Here is an 18,029-nt window from a genome sequence, read left to right as displayed (position 1 = left end):
GATACTGCATATGTTGCATAGATGGTTGTGTGTTGAATCTATTGAGGAGGATGGGATGAATCAGGTGATAATGAAACGCATTGTGGGGATCAGTTTGCTTTCATTGGTGTTGATGGTGGCAAGTAATGTTTATGCTGCCAAATCGGTCAATTATTATGTGAATCAGGTAAGCAATAAGGTTCAAGATATTGACCGCGAGTTCAAGAAAGTGGATTTTGGCGCTAAAGACGGTGATAAGAATTATGATATGGTTATGAAAACCATAACAAAGCTTGAGATTCAGTGTAACAAGATCCAAAAAGCCTTCAAGCTGAACAATCCGAAAACCTATGATTATAAAAGTGTTGAGCGGGCAAGAACCAGTGTTCGTGCTTTAAAAACATCCCTGACTGCGAAATACAAGCAGGACAAGGCCAATGCAAAAGCCAGAAATATAGTTTACGAAAAGGTTAATACAAAGACTGACGCAAAGGCTAATACAGGTGCCAACAAAAAGAACCTTAAAACGGGCCTTAACGATACAATGGTTGACCACAGTGCCAAAGTAAAGCTGTTGTATGCACGGTATGAAACATTCAAGCCGAAACTGAATGTGAAAAAAAGTAAGAAAAATCCGGGTGCTGCTACGGATCACTACAAACAGGTACTGGTGGAACTTAAAGACCGGCTGGACAGCTTTGAAACAGACAAGATGTTTGTTGTGGCCCTCAGTACGGACAGCAAGTGGAAGAACAATGCTAATGTAAAGCGTCTGCTTACAGGTTTTACCAGCAAAAATAGATCGTATAATTATAAAATGAAACTTAAAGCCATGCAGAATAAACTCATCGGCCATTTCGATGTAACCCGGATGTCCAACTGGAAGAAGCATGTGGCGAGTTTAAAGAATACGCCGGAACAGATGTATACCCAATGGAAAAAGAATACGCCAAGCCTGGTGAAACAAGTGGCGTCCATTAAAGCGAAAAACGATGCGTATGCAAATCTGATGGGCAAGGACAAAACATGGCAGGAAGTGAATCGAACTCATATAAAACTGAAAACGCTGGCAGACAAAACATTTTTGATTTACCTCAATTCGGTTAGTGCGCCCAAAGATTTGTATAGCGGGAGGGACAAAGCAAAATTGAAATCCGAAATCAAGAAGAAATGGATGTCGATGCACAAAAGAGACACAATTTTGGATGTAAGGTTACCGGCAGAAGTATGGAAGCAGAATGTATCGGTGGATGTATCCGATGCCGGCACCTATCTGCTGAAAATTGAAAGACGGCATCTGGAAAAAATGCCGCTTGCTGTGATTGTAAAAGGGCAAAAGGACAGGGCCTTTATCTACTGGGGAGGTATTTATAAGAATAAAACAAACGACAGCCTGCATTATTCGATTAATGATAAAAGCGGCAAGAGCGGCTATGTTGTTGAAGAGATGTTGGAGAAAAATATAAAATAGGGGGAGTATTGGGGGAGTATTAAATATTTAAACTTAATTAAGGGGGTAATACTGATCTTGCTTTTCTGACGATTGAATCTATTCGTAACGGCTTTTGGGAAAGCAGTAATACGCGGCAATAAACTCACATTTGATACATTCCATTCATTATATGATCATAGAATAAAGGATTTACCCTATTGTATTTAAATTAATCCTGGAATATAATTTAATAAATCAGCCTGTCGATATAGGATTTACATATTTTATCTTAAAGAAAGGAGAGAACTGATGCTACTGCCCGTTAAAAAAATTTTGGCACCAACAGATTATAGCGAACTATCCTACAAAGGTGTTGTTGCAGCCGATGAACTGGCACGCCATTTTGGTGCAGAGCTGCTTCTAATTAATGTTGTAACATCAATGCAAGTTTTACAACCTATCGATTCAACAATACAAACAAGCTATCAAATATCTAATATGTTTGAGGACTTTATGGATATAGCAAGAGCTAACATGGATTTTGTAATTAATAAAAAAGTATCCGATGGTGTCGTAAACCGTTCATTTGTCTTAAGTGGATCACCGGCAGAAGAAATCGTGAAATTAGCTTCAGAGGAAAATGTGGATGCTATTGTCATTGCCACTCACGGATTTACCGGGTGGCGTCGTATAGTATTTGGTTTGGTTGCAGAAAGAGTTGTCCGCTTTGCAGAGTGTCCGGTTATTACCATTCCTGCCGGGAAAGATGAAAAATGATTAGTCCGCTTGCAATTAAGACAAATGTTTCTTGATAATGCTGTCCTCAGAAAAGAACTTGAAGAACTCAATGAAATTAACGAAGATCTTTTCCGGGCTGTTTTTGAGACATTGGATCATATGTTGGTTGTTGAAAGCAAACCGAAGAAGAAAATAGGCTTTCCGAAAAAGATAAGTTCCGGCAAACTGGAATGGAGACAGTCACAAATGAGAGGCTAAAGGTATATTTTTCATGGAGAGAAAAGAACCAAATCTTGAAATTATGCCCTCAGGTATTTCTAGCATTTGGAGTTATCCCGTTAACAGTATATGATTCAATCTTGAGTGATATACTGTTAGAAAATGCTTTAAAACATCATAAAAAGGTTGTCAAATCTTTCTCCATTTGGAGATATACTGGTCAGTACAATAACTTGTTAGGCCTCCGATACAATTTTATGATATAAAAATGTTGCCTGCGATGGTAGAGTCACAAAACAATATAAAAAACTTATACCGATAAGGCACCAAAAACATGTATCAATATGAAAATATAATAAAAATAGACAAAGCACTTATTGTTAAAGAGGACGAAGCAACTTATTATTCTCGCTGTTCTGGAGGGTTGATCAAGAATCCAAGACGTTATCGTCTCATAGATTTATTTTCAGGTGCCGGCGGTATGTCTTTAGGGTTCTCAGAAGTTTTCGGGCAACCTTTCCAATCTGTTTGGGCGAACGACTTTAATCGGCTCTGTGTTGAGACATATAATGAAAATTTTGGTCCGCATAGCATCGCAGGCGATATTGTTGAGATATTGAAAAAAGGCAAAATAGAAATACCTAAAGCTGATGTAGTTATCGGTGGGCCGCCATGCCAAGGTTTTAGCCTCCTAAACAAAAATCGTGAAAATGACCCACGTAAAGAGTTGTGGCGGCCTTACTTAGAAGTGGTAGAAAAATCCGGTGCATCAATTTTTGTCATGGAAAATGTACCTCAGTTACTAGGAACTTTTGAGCATGGTGAAATAGTTGGAGCAGCTGAATCTCTTGGGTTCAAGGTTTGGCAGGATAAATTGATTGCTGCGGATTATGGTGTTCCGCAAACTCGCACTCGAGCTTTTATTATTGGATGTAAGTTCGCAGATCCATCTATTTTATTCCCTCCGCGAAAAACACATTTTAACCCTAATGGCAACGGAAAACAGCTAAAACTTTTCTTCGATAGACAGGAATACCTTTCAACGCCTTCACGCTGGAAAACTGTAAAAGACGCCATTGGCGATTTGCCGGAACCTGAAGGAACTGAAATTAGAAATATACAGCCGCCCTTAGACTTGCATTTCGGGAGGAATCCAACTGAACTAAGCCGAAAACGATATAGAGCAATACCTGAAGAAGGGATGAATCGATTCGATCTACAACGTATTGCGCCGGAGTTAACGCCTAAATGTTGGATTAGAAAGAAATCAGGCGGTACTGATTTATTTGGACGACTTTGGTGGGATAAGCCTTCAGTTACAATACGTACCGAATTTTTCAAACCTGAAAAAGGGCGTTATTTACATCCTAATCAGCATAGGCCTATCACTCACAGAGAAGCCGCACGGTTTCAAAGTTTTCCTGACAGCTTTCAATTTTTGGGTTCAAAAATTGAAATTGCAAAACAAATCGGCAATGCCGTGCCGCCTCTTCTTGCTGCGAGAGTAGCCGATGTCGTTAGGCTACTACTTGACCAAAGATATGAACAATGGACCTCTTCTCACAAAAAAAGCGAAGCCAAATTATGTCGCGCGTAAGCGGCAAAGACACAAAACCTGAATTGTTTGTGCGTTCTTTGCTCCATAATATGGGGTACAGATTTAGACTTTATAGGAATGACTTGCCGGGGAAGCCTGATATCACATTACCAAAGCACAAAAAAATCATTTTTGTTCATGGTTGTTTTTGGCATGGTCATATAGATTGCTCACGGGCGAAAAGACCGACAACCAATAAATATTTTTGGAATGAGAAGTTGGACAAGAACATAGAAAGAGACAAAGCCACCGTTTATAAGCTTGAACAATTAGGTTGGGATATTTTGACTGTCTGGACCTGCGAAGTGAAAGACTCTGACAAATTAAAAAAGAAACTGCTTTTGTTTCTCAAAGGGCATGAAGAGACATATTACATATGAACTCTGAAGAAATTAGAAAACAATTACAGAAACTATTAACCAACTTTGAACAGGAATTAAAATCCGACAGGTTACGAGATAAAGTTCTTTCTCTTGTCCCCTGCTTTCAGCATTTACGAGATTTAGGAAAATCTCTAATTCCAGCCACGATTGCAAAAAGCGCTCGGGATAGAATTCTTTATTATTTTAAAAAATATCCTGCCATCATAATAAGCGGTGATGAACTCCTTGTAGTTTCAGGCATACAAGAATATGCCCGCAGGGTTCGAGAGCTAAAAGTACAGTATGGGTGGTCAATCGTGAGCGGCCTGACCGCCAAACAAATGGCGGAAGAAAATGAATTTCCATTTTCTGACATTGACGTTACAACCATGGGACCTTCTGATTATTTGTTGCTTTCAGTTGTTCAGGATAGAGATGCAGCCCATCGTTGGCATTTGGCAAACGAAATAAGAAGAGAAAACATTGCTGTTCGTGACAAAATATTAAAATATTTAAGAAAAAATGTCGGTCAGAAAGTAACAGGGGAGGAACTGAAATATCTTGCAAAAGATAGATCTGAATGGGCCAGAAGAGTAAGAGAATTACGGACAGAATATGGTTGGCCTGTCGTCACTCAGAATACAGGTCGTCCTGATCTTGAAGTGGGAGTCTATCTGCTGGAAGCTGACAGGCAAAGCCCTGAACATGACCGTCACATTCCTGACCCAGTCAAACGAAAAGTTCTCAGACGTGATGAGTATAAATGCACGCTCTGCAAATGGTCCCACGAAGAGTGGAACAGATCTGATCCTCGCCACTTGGAGTTACATCACAAAAAACACCATGCAGAGGGTGGAGACAACACGGATAGCAATCTCATTACCATATGTACGGTATGTCATGATGAGATACATCGAAAGAAATAGGGTCGAACGGAAAGGCCGAACAACCCAATGCACCGGATGCAAAAGGCCGCGGCTTTTTAGATTAAATTGGTTTTTCAACATTTTTCGCTTTTGCATAATATTGTGGTAGCCTTTTGCACTCGGTGATCGGTACGTTACGCTACTGTACAGAGCAACAAAATGCATGATTTCGCTTGGTATATAATTTCTACCATTGACGAACACACGGAATTTATAGAACAAGGCGGGTGCCACAAACAGATTGATGAGATCGTCATACATGTTCGAAAAGTTTTATCCGGATATGCCTGAATAGGCACGCTTCTTTTATCATAAAGAGATTTTTAGCACCAACGCCAAAGAACATCTGCAAATCAATTAGGTCTATGGTGATATTGGAGATATAGAATATTACAATTCTTACTGAAACAGTTGATATCATAATTATCGGAGGCGGCCTCAGTGGTATCTATGCCGCCTACCTGGTGTCCCAAAGAAATAAATCTTTTATTGTTCTCGAAGCCCGTGAGCGTGTCGGCGGCAGAATTTTAAGCCCTGAACATCAAGGTTTTTTCTCCGATCTCGGCCCCTCATGGTATTGGCCTTCGATTCACCCGGAAATGGCACGCCTTATCCAAACATTGGGCCTTAAGGGTTATCGTCAGTTTGATGAGGGCATGGGCCGTTTCCAAAGTCCCGATGGAGCCGTCCGAACCGTCAGCGGTTACGTCATGGAACCCATCTCCTGGCGGCTTTCCGGCGGCATGATGGCACTAATCACAAAACTAAGTAAGGATATTCCTGAAAACGCTATCAGACTCAATCACCCGGTATGTAAGATCGAAAAAAAGTTCCCCGGTGCTCTGGTTAGCGTAGGAGAACTGGAAACAGAACCTTGGGCCCGGTTCAGCGCCAAGAAGGTAATCCTTGCTCTGCCGCCGCGCCTTGCCGCTGCTACCATTTTCTTTAACCCTGAACTATCTCATGATTTAACTCAGGAAATGCTGAAAATCGGTACGTGGATGGCGGGCCAGGCAAAATTCTGTGCTCTTTACGATGAGCTTTTCTGGCGGCAAACGGGCCTCTCGGGCCAGGCTTTCAGCCAGCACGGTCCGCTGGGCGAAATCCATGACGGATCCAACAACAGCCAGAACCCTTACGGACTAACCGGCTTTGTCGGTATTCCGGCGGTGCAACGCAACCATCAACAACTCGTTATCGAGGCGATTCTATCTCAACTTGCAGACATTTATGGCAAACCTGCGGCACAACCAACGGCCTTCTTCTACCATGATTGGGCTCGCGAGCGATTTACCGCCACCCAGTTTGACCAGCCGCCTATGTACGAACACCCTCTCTATCACCCCCCGGCAGGTCAAGCCTCCATTTGGGACGGCGCAATACATTTTGCCGGTTCGGAAACCGCCGACCAACACGGCGGTTATCTCGAAGGCGCTTTGACCGCCGCCGAACGGGCGGTAAGAAACAGTATAGAGGAATGAATTCAATTTAACCGTGGGAAAGTTTAGAGATAATTAACGCAAAAAGATTCGCTTATAAACAGCTGTAGATAGTGAAACCGATACACAAAAGAAAGTTTCACTTATCAATTTTCCTGCGCCTGGCAGCCTGGTTTAAATTCTGTTTGCGGGTTTTTATATGTTTTACTACCGGCTTCCGGTATAACTTTATGTGGTGTTCCTCAATAACAATCATCCCTTTTTTATACAATCCGCCAATGGCACTTTTAAATCTTTTTTTGCTGGCGCTAAACAGCCTGTAGATTTCTTCCGGTGAACTTTTATCCGATACTTCCAGGCTTCCGCCATTTTCTTTTAATATATTTAGAATACTTTGTGACAAATCATCGAAAGCCTGGGCACTGTGTTTTTGAAGGCAAAGATCAATCTTGCCGTCTTCTCTGATCTTTTTAATAAAACCCTTTACTTTTTGCCCTTGTTCCAGGATCTGAAATACTTCATTCTTATACAAAACACCCACATGGGTTTTGTTGATAATCGCTTTATAGCCCAAAGGTGTTGACTCACCGATAATAAGGTCCACCGGCTCACCCTCTTTGAAATTGACAGGCAGTGTTGACAAAAACTTATCTATTCTGGATGAAGCTGCTATGTGGTTCTTTTTATTATTGTAAACAAACACGACATAGAACTGCCCCAGTTTCATGTGCTGCTTCTGTTCCGGTACCGGGACGCGCAGGTTCTGCTTTAAACCCCAGTCCATAAAAGCTCCATAGGAATTGGATACTGCCACCTTGAGCAAAGCAAACTGACCTGCCACGGCATAGGGCTTTTGGGTTGTAGCGGTCATTTTGGCTTTTGAATCGATATATATGAATACTTCGATATTATCATTTACCTTGCAATGTGCAGGGGCTTCTTTTTCGGAAATCAATATCTCTCCGAGTGTGCCACCGTCTAAGATTATGCCGGATCTCACCACTTTAATAATCTTGAGGGTGTTTATTTTTCCTAATTCAACCATTTTCATTTTTCCTTAATTTTATCTTACAATCATCAGATCATCTATGCTCTGTTCAATCTTTTCCAGATTCTCTTTTGAATTAAAAAGCATTTCACACAACTCGCATTTGCGATACCGCACTATTTCACTGGCCATAAACCCAAGATAAGTAGCCATACGCGTAAGCCCTATACTTCGGATAAGATGATATATTTTATGCTGTTCTTTTTTTTTAAACAGTTCTTCCACAGATTCCTTTTCCAAATTTCCAAGGTATAAAAACCCGGTTTTTAAAAACCGGTTTCCGGCGTCACAGCAGGCATACATGTCCTGATTGGGAGAAAGATAAGCATTCATGGAACATATGTTAGGATAATAATCTGTAAAGATCTGTCTGCGTTCAAAATTCTCTGCTCTTCCGAAATAGATTACAGGTTCCGGAAAATATCGCAACTCATTTTCTTTAAGAAACTGTTCAACATCGTCATCTGTTTCCGAAAAATCCGTAACAAAGGAAACAAAATAATCCAGCCCCTGTTTCACACAAGCGGCTGTCGCATTAACAATGTTTGTGCGGTCGATATTCTCCTGATGCCAGCGGCTGGTGCTGATCCTCATCTGGGACAGGCCGCTTTTTCTCAGTGTAGATACCATTTTATCTGCCTGATCCGATGAGTTTGCCCAGAACCCATTGGTAACCACCCTTGTATAAATCCGGTTTTGCTTACAAACCAAAATCAGGCCGCAGATATCATCTAAAAATATGAGCGGCTCTCCGGCAGTAAAACTGATACCACTCACATGTGCCAAGGCCATTTCTTCGATAATTTCTTTTGCCCGGATAAAGTCCATTTTGTCTGTACCCGGTGATCCACCTGAGGCCACACAGTGTGCGCATTTCACATTGCAACGGGTGGAATATCCGAAAGCTATTTGTCGTAGTTGATTCATTTTCCTGCCTGATATTGTTATTGCGAAATTTCTTTTACAATTTGTTTATCCAAGTTGCAATGCGTAAAACAGCGTATGTTGGTTTGAGGTGATATAGGGTGAAGAAATTACCGTTTTTGAGGGCCACTTTTTTATGAAGGTATCATTATTTTGATGCTGAAAATGATGTAATAAACTTTCTCACCTCATCCTTGCCATGAAATATGCCATAATGCCCTTCACAGAGAATATCCGCCTCAAGGCTTACCAGAAGACTTAAAGAATTTATATAATCATTTCTATTGGAAAGAATGATAGAGTTAAGCGGTCCATGAACATCCTGCCCGAAAAGGACTTTTTGGCCTTCAGATTCAGTCAGATAGACCACTGAACCGGGAGAATGCCCCGGAATGTGAATGGCTTCAATCTGTCGTCCCCCAAGCTCTATAATTTCACGCGGCTTTGAAAGTTTTCGATCAATTGAAAAAGGCTGGAGAGTAGCACCATACCAATTGGCTGCTGTAACTGCGTTATCGCCATTTTCAAGGTATTTTGCTTCCAATTCATGAGAAACTATCTTCAAATCAATGACATCTTTCAATCCTTTAGCTCCACCCGTATGATCAAAATGGCAATGGGTAATAAGAAGATATTCTATCTGCTCAGGTTGTATTTTGCAGGCAGCAATGTTTTTCAATAGTTTCTCTCGGGAAAAGCCGCACCCCGAATCAACCAGGGCTGCATGACCTCCAAAATTAATAAGATATACGGCAGCATCTTTATCTGATGTATATCCGCTTCCTCCAACCTGAAATATTTCTGAAGTAATCTGCATTATGTTTACTTCCCTTTCACAATAAAGTTGATGTCATACTAAGCCGGTTTTTAAGATACGTATATCTCTTTTGAGTCTTGCTGTTATTGATTCCTATTGCAAGCGCTTTTTTTGCACCCACCATAACCACAAGCCTTCGTCCTCTTGTAAGAGCAGTATAAATCAGGTTGCGCTGCAAAAGCATGTAATGCTGGGTATGAACAGGAATTACAACAGCCGGATATTCAGATCCCTGAGACTTATGAACAGATACCGCATAGGAAAGTATTATCTCATCAATTTCATTAAAATCATATTTTACCAAGCGGTTGTCAAAGGAAACCATCACATTCTGCTCTTTGGAATCAATTGAAGTTATTCTTCCGATATCTCCGTTATAAACATCCTTGTCATAATTATTTTTAATCTGCATGACCTTATCTCCAATCTTATAATTTCTCTCCTGGCTCGAATATAATGCATCTCCAGGATTAAGCGCTTCCTGCAAAATCATGTTAAGATTGGATACTCCAAGTTCACCCTTGTGCATGGGACTTAAAACCTGTATGTCGGAAAACGGGTCAAACCCAAACCGCTTTGGTATTCGATGCGCAACAAGCTCTCTTATTATTTCTACCGCCCTTTCGGGCTCATTCTGTTCTATAAAATAATAATCGCTTTCATTATCTTCAGTTTTTAAAAAAGGCATTTGCCCGCTGTTTATCCTGTGGGCGTTTATTACAATACGGCTTTTTTTCGCCTGGCGGAAAATTTCAGACAGCACAACAACAGAAAAAAGTCCTGATGAAATAATATCATTTAAAACATTACCTGCACCAACCGAAGGAAGCTGGTTCACATCTCCCACAAGAATAAGAGCCGTCCCGGAAGGCACCGCTTTTAAGAGCCCGAACATCAAGATTGTGTCTATCATGGATGCTTCATCTATAATCAGCAAATCACAATCAAGAGGATTATTCTCGTCTTTCTGAAATCCTCCCTGCTCGAAATTGAACTCAAGCATCCTGTGAATTGTTTTTGCTTCGTGCGCTGTAGCTTCACTCATACGTTTTGCAGCTCTTCCGGTAGGCGCTGCGAGCAGTGTTTTTAACTTCAGACTTTGAGATATTTTAAGGATGGCATTCACAATAGTAGTTTTACCTGTTCCCGGACCACCTGTAATTACCATTACTTTACTATAAAGAGCGGATTTTATGGCTTCAATCTGTTTTTGGGCCAATTTGATTGCCATACTTTTTTGCACCCATTCTATGGCCTTATCAGAAACAGTAATTTTAAAAGGGCCCGCCGAATCGGCAATAAGCTTTAAACAATTTGCAATACCTGTTTCACAATAATGATATCTTAAAAGAAATACTCCTTTTGATTGTTTATCTTCTTGCTTATCTTCAATTTCTTCTATTACTATTTTTCCCGATAAAGACAAATCATCTATCTTGTTCTTTATACTATCTCTATCTACATCAAGAATCTCAGCACATTTTTCAACAAGCAGTTTATATGGGTAATAGACGTGTCCATCATTGGCCAGTTCGGAAAGAACATAGAAAATTCCGGCCGCAATTCTTTCATCAGAATCTTTTAAAAACCCGAATTTTTGTGCGATTTTATCTGCTGTCAGAAACCCTATTCCGAAAATATCGGATACGAGCCGGTAAGGATTTTCCTTTAACACCGCAACAGCTCTGTCTCCGTATTTTCTATATATTTTTATTGCATACCCCGAACCTATTCCATGTGCATACAAAAAAAGCATAATGCTGCGTATACTTTTTTGTTCATCCCAGGCTTTTTTTATTTCTGCTATCCGTTTTTTGCCTATGCCTTCAATCTCAGTAAGTTTTTCTGTTTCATTTTCGATAACAGAAAGGGCCTTTTCACCAAATTTTTTAACAATGCGTTTAGCCATAACCGGCCCCAGGCCTTTTATCATTCCCGAACCCAGGTATTTTTCCACACCCAAGGCATCTTCGGGGACAATGCTTACAAACTCGGAAACAGCAAACTGATCACCAAACTTGGGATGCTTTATCCATTCTCCTTTCATTGTAAAAGTTTCGCCCAAGGCCGGGGACAAAAGATTTCCCACCACGGTAACAGGTTTTTTCATTCCTGCAACTTTCACCTTTGCAACCAGATAACCGGTCTTTTCATTCGTATAGGTTATTATTTCAATCTGTCCGGAAAGTTCCATAGCAGTATTTTCAATTACTCTTAGGATATTTGGAGAGCTTGGGTTTAATAGCCTTGCCAAGCCAATCAATGCTTTTTCCCAGATGCCGCATGTTGGCAAGACCTTCCTTATCTTCAAGTACTTCTCCCTTGCCTAAGCCAAAGCCCATATTCCAGTAAGTTGAACCGGGAATAATCATCCTTGACATCTGGAACATATGGTTAATGGTATCAAATGCATGGGTGGCACCACCTCGCCTGACCGCAACTACCGCCGCCCCTATTTTTCCGGCAAAAGCATTATTGTTGGCATAAGCAACAAAACCCGCTCTTTCAATCAATGCCTTTAAATCAGCCGATACAGCCGCAAAATAAGTTGGTGAGCCCAGAATCATAGCATCAGCCTTCAACATTTTTGAATAGATTTCATTAAATTTATCCTTTTTAACAGAACATTGGTTGTCTTGATTTTTAAAACATTTTTCACAGGCAATACAACCACGAATTGCCGTTCCGCCAACTTTCACAAGCTCTGTTTCCCAGCCGGCATCATTTAATTCGGAAAGCACTTCCTTAAGAAGCAATTCAGTATTCCCGCCCTTTCTTGGGCTTCCGTTTATTGCTATTGCGTACATAGTGACCTCCTTTATGTATTATCTGATTTTTATGAAGCTTAGCCCAAAAAAAGAAAGAATACAATTCTGCAATTTATATAATGATAAATTTCATGCCTCAATTTAAATTTACATCGTATTTTGTTCCTGTCTGGATCTGTTTGCCGAAATTTTGGAAGTTGATATATTATCCCGCAAATTTTCCCTCATATATTTTTGCTCATATACCGATATAGCCTTTACAAATATTATATAAAAATTTTAGAAACCGGCTTTTTTTTTGGTAAAAACTATCGAATAATATTTAAATTTATAGTATTTAAATAATAATGAATAAAATAATAAACCGCAAATTTCTACTCTTACTCCTGCTTGTTTTCGTTATAGGCATCACAGCCATGTGGTGGGTAGCGTATTCGACCGATAAAAATATGCGGCAGGAGCTGCTTATACATGCAAGGATCACTGCGAATGCCATTAATATCGAACATATTGACTCTTTGTCCGGTTCTGAAAGTGATTTGGGTACACCAGCTTATGAGCGCATAAAGTCACAATTAGAATCAATGCGCAATGCCGTTAGTAAATGTCGATTTCTTTACCTGATGGGACGCCGCTCAGACGGCGTGGTTTTCTTTTATGTGGATTCATTGCCTGTGGATTCCAAGGATTACGCACCACCCGGATTAGTTTACAAGGAAGTTTCGGACTCCTATCTTCATTATTTCAACACAAAACAGGAAGCTGTTGCAGGACCGGTTACCGATAGATGGGGCAAACTGGTTACTGCTCTTATTCCATTAACAGATCCACATACTAATAATCTTGTTGCTGTTCTCGGTATGGATGTTGATGCTAAGGATTGGTACAAAGAAATCATCGGGCGTTGCTTTATACCATTTACGGTAATGCTTCTATTTGCAGTTTCTATCATATTGTTTGCTTCCAGAAAACAGGCAGCCAAAGCTCTTAAGGAGAATGAGAAAAAGCACAGATTATTCTTTGAAAATGCACCAATTGGAATAATTCATTATGATAAGCAAGGAATAATCTCAGCTGTTAATGAAGAGATGATTGCTATATTAGGTTCAACCCGGGAAAAACTCATAGGGTTGAATATGCTCGATCTTCCGAATGAAACTATGACAAATGAAATTCGCAAATCCCTTAATGGTGTTCGTGGATATTATGAAGGTCAATATACATCTTTTACAGGTGGAAAAATATTAAACATAATAGCTTCCTGGATTCCAATTTTTCGTGCCGGTAGTTTTATTCATGGTTCAGGAATAATTGAAGATATCACAAAACGCAAAAAGACTGAAGAAACCCTGGCACGGCGTATGGAGCTTGAAAGGTTAATCAGTAAAATATCTTCGGAATTTGTGGGACTAAGTTCAGACGAAATTGATGCAGGTATCAACCTTGCCCTGGCTTCTGTAGGTGCTTTTTCAGGAGCAGACCGTGCCTATGTCTTTCTTTTTCAAAAAAGCGGTAACCTGGTCGACAATAGTCATGAATGGTGTGCCAATGGTATCCAACCACAAATAGATGATTTAAAGGATATTCCTCTTGCTCTTGAATTGCCATGGTTTACCGAACAAATCCAAAAGCATGAAGTTTTTTATGTGCCAAACGTAAAGTATCTGCCGCCTGAAGCACTGGTGGAACAAAAACACTTTGAGGATCAAGGTATCAAATCGCTTATTGTTCTACCCATGAAGCTTAGTAATCACCTCTTAGGTTTTATCGGATTTGACGCTGTGCATGAGTATCAAACCTGGGACTACGATAACCAGGCTATACTGCGCTTCATTGGTGAAATTTTTATCAATGATATTGAACGAAAACGGACCGATAAAGAACAGGAAAACCTTCAGGTAAAGCTGGCCAATGCTTTAGAAATGGCGCATCTTGCTTCATGGGAATACGACGCCATCAATGATCTCTTTACGTTCAACGACTATTTCTACAAGATTTTTCACACCACAGCCGATCAAGCAGGCGGATATACAATGTCATTGGCTGAATACTTCCGGCGCTTTGTCCATCATGACGACATATCTTATCTTGAGGAAGAATCCCGGAAAGCAATTGAAGCAAACGCCTCCCAGTATAAACTGGAACATCGTATATTTTACGCTGATGGAACAATCGGTTATATCAGCGTCCTATGCTCCGTTATTAGAGATGCCAATGGTCAGATACTCAAAACTTATGGGGTGAATCAGGACATTACCGAGCGTAAGAAAGCGGAAGACAGGTTACGGGAAAGTGAAGAAAAACTTGCAAGATCCAAGAAAATGGAATCACTTGGACTTTTGGCAGGTGGTGTAGCCCATGACCTGAATAATGTATTATCCGGTATAGTCAGCTATCCGGAATTATTATTACTTGATTTACCTGAAGACAGCAAATTAAGAAAACCTATAGAAACCATTCAGGAGTCAGGAAACAAGGCGGTTTCTATCGTTCAGGAACTGTTGACTATAGCTAGGGGCGTAGCATCACCTAAAGAGCCCTTAAATTTAAATAATATTGTCAAAGAATATTTGCATTCCCCCGAATATAATAAACTTAAGCAATTCCATCAAGCCATTGAAATCAAAACCGACCTTGATCAGGATTTGGTTAATATAGCCGGCTCACTTATCCATATCAGAAAATTAATAATGAATCTGATAGCAAATGCTGCTGAAGCTATTGAAGATAGCGGCACTGTTATCATATCGACTAGAAACTGCTATGTAGACAGACCCATAAGAGGATATGAAGACGTAAATACAGGTGAGTATGTTATTTTATCTGTAGCAGATGATGGCCCAGGAATATTAGTGGAACATCTTGAAAGAATTTTTGAGCCGTTTTTTACAAAGAAAATAATGGGCAAAAGCGGTACTGGCTTGGGGCTGGCGGTAGTATGGAATGTTATGCAGGATCACAAAGGCTACATTAATGTTACAAGCAACGGGAGTGGCACTATATTTGATTTATACTTTCCCATTACAAGAGATAAAACATTTAAAAAAGATAAACCTTTATTGATTAAAGAATATAAAGGAAACCATGAAACTATTATGGTTATCGATGATGTGGAAAGTCAAAGAGAGATAACCTGTAATATTTTAAAAACTCTAGGCTATGATAGTTTTGCGGTTCCCGGCGGAGAGGAAGCGATTGAGTATTTGAAAGAACATGCCGTAGATTTGATAATCCTGGATATGATAATGGAGCCGGGCTTAAGTGGTCGTGAGACTTATGAGAGAATAATAAAAATTTATCCTAAGCAAAAAGCTATAATAGTCAGCGGCTTTTCTGAAACAAATGAGGTGAAAGAAACTCAGGACTTAGGCGCAGGTCAATACTTAAAAAAACCGTTAACATTAGAAAAAATAGGACTGGCAATTAAACTTGAACTGGAGAAACAATAATCCGCAAATTACGGTTCCATCAACTTTTATAAATCTATCTTATTCTTCTACAATCCGAAAAAGATCAATCATGCGCTTAAACGGAACAATCGTAACATTCGTTCTTTTTTGACTTTCGCTACCGCTATAAACAATGCCAGCGCCTTTGGGAATGTGTTCTGAAAATACTTTCGCAAAATGGTTCAAGCCTTTGAAATAGTCTCTGGTTATGGTCATGCCTGCTTTGATCTCAACAGGAAAAATATCTGATCCACTTTTTAGCAGCAGATCAACCTCATTTCCCTTGCTGTCGCGGTAAAAGTAAATATTACTTTTCTTCCACTGATTAAAACGGTGTAATTTGCAAGTGCAACTTTCAATTTGTTCCAAATATTTAAAGTTTAGCCCCACGAAAAAGAGAACACAATTTCCGAATTAATATAATGTAGAGCCACTTTCAAAACGTTTCAGCTTGGTCAAGCTCAAGGCGGGAGAAAATTTTAACCACAGGAATACATGGAGTATTTCGAGGATTGAAATTTGAGCCCAACGCAGAGATCGGCCAAAATGGGGCGTTTTGAAACTGGCTCTGTAAATTTAAAATGACATTTAAAATTTACATTGTGCTTTGTACACATATTTTCCACTCGTAACGATATTGCTTATAAAGAATTGGATCATCAACTGAAAATCAGACCGGGAATGGGGGCTAAATGTGGGTTGGATTTTTTTTGCTATAAAGTTAATCATTTGCTTCCTGTAATCCTCAATTCTGGTAACTACCCATCACCGAACAGTAGTAGGTGTAAGCATCATTAATAGTACTTCTCTTTTATATTCTTCCACATATGCCTGCCATGTGAGCCCTGCCTTTGATCTATTGAGCATGCTTAGCGAGAGCATTAATGAGATTGTATCTTTTTCTTAATCCCCACCTATTTAGTGTCCGTCCGGAAATGGTAGATTGCAGTTCAGATCAAGGCCGCTGATTTATTTCCAAAACAGGATGTTTTCATTAACATATATTTACAAATTGTTACATCCATATTGTAAATAAATTTATTTATAAATGCCTTAACTTTTGCTATATAATAGAAACCAAATAATCAGATAAACGAAATCTTTGGAAGGCATTTTCATCTAATCAATCTAACTGGTAACGGACCATGGATATACAAAAAAAGAAAGCTATCGGGATTTCATTAATAATATTGGTGACCACTGCTGCAATCGTCGGGCTTTTGTTTGTTGAACCAATCCCGCAGGATCCCGGATATCATCAATTTCAAGATTCAAAATTAATTCTGACAATACCTAATTTCCGGAATGTTGTTTCTAATATTGCTTTTTTTATAGTAGGTGTTCTGGGAGTAATAAAACTAAGAGAAACTGAAAGGTTAAAAATCATACCTGATATTAAATTTGTATATTATTGTTTATTTTCGGGTATGATATTAGTTGCATTCGGCTCCGGTTTCTACCATATCCGGCCTGACAACCAGACATTGGTGTGGGATCGTTTACCAATGACGATAATCTTTATGGCCTTATTCTCCATTGTCATTGTCAGGGCCGACTTTAAAATGTAATTCAATCCCCGGAGTTAAACTGTAATTTTCTTCGATTTCTTTTTCTTCCAGGATAATAAATTTTTAAACCCTTTTCTTCATTTTTCTTCCGGTTTTTTCTTTAGTTTTTTTCTTCACAAAACATACCCATTCATAAATAGTTGAACCCGTTTGGGAGGTGCTATTTGAATGGGAATGGTAAAAAAGATAAAATGCCGTAACTGCAAGCGTTTATTTGTGCCTGATTGCAGGAATCGCAACCGGCAAAGGTATTGTAAAAACTCTGAGTGTCGTAAGAAGGCCAAGGCGGCAGGTCAACAAAAATGGCTTCAGAAACCTGAGAACAAAAACTACTTTAAAGGTCCTTTAAATACCCTGCGGGTACAGGAATGGCGGAGACAACATCCGGGCTATTGGAAACGGAGTTTTTCAAACAAACAAAATGCGTTACAAGATCGCTTAAATGCGCAACATTCTGAAATAAATAAGGATAACAGCGATTTTACGAACAATATGTTACAAGATTCCTTAATCATTCAACCAGCTGTTATTATAGGGTTAATTTCTCAATTTACCGGTTCTGCGTTACAAGATGATATAGTAAAAACTCTGCGCCGTATGCAACAATTGGGTCAGGACGTTTTGTCCTGTCAATTTAACGGAAAAGGAGAAAATTATGATTGTAAAGCATGTGATTTTACCGAGCCGGTTGCGCAAAGTCCCTAAGAGCTTCAGCTGGATTGACCACAGATTGATCAGCGATAGACATATTGAGCGGCTCTGT

16 protein-coding genes are annotated in these 18,029 nt (G+C 39.7%); 10 read left to right on the top strand and 6 right to left on the bottom strand.

Annotated features, from left to right (window positions below; genetic code table 11):
- Nucleotides 1-55 precede the first annotated feature (55 nt).
- The 7 genes from KKC46_10540 (at nt 56) to KKC46_10510 (ending at nt 6,734) form a co-directional block, all read left to right on the top strand.
- Nucleotides 56-1,450, top strand: a complete 1,395-nt coding sequence (locus KKC46_10540; protein MBU1054254.1) for a hypothetical protein — start codon at nt 56-58, stop codon at nt 1,448-1,450.
- 270 nt (nt 1,451-1,720) lie between these two features.
- Nucleotides 1,721-2,188, top strand: a complete 468-nt coding sequence (locus KKC46_10535) for a universal stress protein (protein ID MBU1054253.1) — start codon at nt 1,721-1,723, stop codon at nt 2,186-2,188.
- A gap of 24 nt (nt 2,189-2,212) precedes the next feature.
- The gene (locus KKC46_10530) at nt 2,213-2,407 is read left to right on the top strand and encodes a hypothetical protein (GenBank protein MBU1054252.1); all 195 of its coding nucleotides are present in this window, start codon (nt 2,213-2,215) and stop codon (nt 2,405-2,407) included.
- Nucleotides 2,408-2,795: 388 nt separating this feature from the next.
- Nucleotides 2,796-3,965, top strand: coding sequence for a DNA cytosine methyltransferase (locus KKC46_10525; GenBank protein ID MBU1054251.1), 1,170 nt, complete (start codon nt 2,796-2,798; stop codon nt 3,963-3,965).
- A complete protein-coding gene (gene vsr / locus KKC46_10520; protein ID MBU1054250.1) occupies nt 3,917-4,345 on the top strand; it encodes a DNA mismatch endonuclease Vsr in 429 nt (142 codons plus the stop codon). Before KKC46_10525 ends, vsr begins: the two co-directional genes overlap by 49 nt.
- Nucleotides 4,342-5,253, top strand: coding sequence for an HNH endonuclease (locus KKC46_10515; GenBank protein MBU1054249.1), 912 nt, complete (start codon nt 4,342-4,344; stop codon nt 5,251-5,253). The genes vsr and KKC46_10515 overlap by 4 nt, the downstream gene beginning before the upstream one ends.
- 395 nt (nt 5,254-5,648) lie before the next feature.
- A complete protein-coding gene (locus KKC46_10510) occupies nt 5,649-6,734 on the top strand; it encodes an FAD-dependent oxidoreductase (protein ID MBU1054248.1) in 1,086 nt (361 codons plus the stop codon).
- 97 nt (nt 6,735-6,831) lie between these two features.
- On the opposite strand, the gene KKC46_10505 is transcribed toward KKC46_10510, so the two are convergent.
- The 5 genes from KKC46_10505 to KKC46_10485 form a co-directional block, all read right to left on the bottom strand.
- Complete coding sequence (locus KKC46_10505; GenBank protein ID MBU1054247.1) at nt 6,832-7,737, bottom strand: GntR family transcriptional regulator; 906 nt, start codon at nt 7,735-7,737, stop codon at nt 6,832-6,834.
- A gap of 18 nt (nt 7,738-7,755) precedes the next feature.
- Nucleotides 7,756-8,667, bottom strand: coding sequence for a radical SAM protein (locus tag KKC46_10500; GenBank protein MBU1054246.1), 912 nt, complete (start codon nt 8,665-8,667; stop codon nt 7,756-7,758).
- Between the two features lie 145 nt (nt 8,668-8,812).
- A complete protein-coding gene (locus tag KKC46_10495; GenBank protein MBU1054245.1) occupies nt 8,813-9,481 on the bottom strand; it encodes an MBL fold metallo-hydrolase in 669 nt (222 codons plus the stop codon).
- A gap of 16 nt (nt 9,482-9,497) precedes the next feature.
- A complete protein-coding gene (locus KKC46_10490) occupies nt 9,498-11,675 on the bottom strand; it encodes an ATP-dependent RecD-like DNA helicase (protein ID MBU1054244.1) in 2,178 nt (725 codons plus the stop codon).
- 10 nt (nt 11,676-11,685) lie between these two features.
- Entirely contained in the window at nt 11,686-12,288 is a 603-nt protein-coding gene (locus tag KKC46_10485) for a flavodoxin family protein (protein ID MBU1054243.1), read from the bottom strand.
- A 308-nt stretch (nt 12,289-12,596) separates the two neighbouring features.
- Here KKC46_10485 and KKC46_10480 point away from each other — a divergent pair, with 308 nt between their 5' ends.
- Nucleotides 12,597-15,698, top strand: coding sequence for a PAS domain S-box protein (locus tag KKC46_10480; GenBank protein ID MBU1054242.1), 3,102 nt, complete (start codon nt 12,597-12,599; stop codon nt 15,696-15,698).
- Between the two features lie 39 nt (nt 15,699-15,737).
- Here KKC46_10480 and KKC46_10475 read toward each other — a convergent pair whose 3' ends face one another.
- Nucleotides 15,738-16,088, bottom strand: coding sequence for a DUF4143 domain-containing protein (locus KKC46_10475; GenBank protein ID MBU1054241.1), 351 nt, complete (start codon nt 16,086-16,088; stop codon nt 15,738-15,740).
- Between the two features lie 755 nt (nt 16,089-16,843).
- Here KKC46_10475 and KKC46_10470 point away from each other — a divergent pair.
- Both KKC46_10470 and KKC46_10465 read left to right on the top strand, forming a co-directional pair.
- Entirely contained in the window at nt 16,844-17,266 is a 423-nt protein-coding gene (locus KKC46_10470; GenBank protein MBU1054240.1) for a ceramidase domain-containing protein, read from the top strand.
- 168 nt (nt 17,267-17,434) lie between these two features.
- Nucleotides 17,435-17,971 carry a hypothetical protein gene (locus tag KKC46_10465; GenBank protein MBU1054239.1) on the top strand — a complete coding sequence of 179 codons (537 nt, stop codon included), beginning with the start codon at nt 17,435-17,437 and terminating at the stop codon, nt 17,969-17,971.
- Nucleotides 17,972-18,029: the final 58 nt, after the last annotated feature.

The organism is Pseudomonadota bacterium (genome assembly GCA_018817425.1).
GTDB lineage: Bacteria > Desulfobacterota > Desulfobacteria > Desulfobacterales > RPRI01 > RPRI01.
This window is presented reverse-complemented; position numbering and strand designations above follow the sequence as displayed.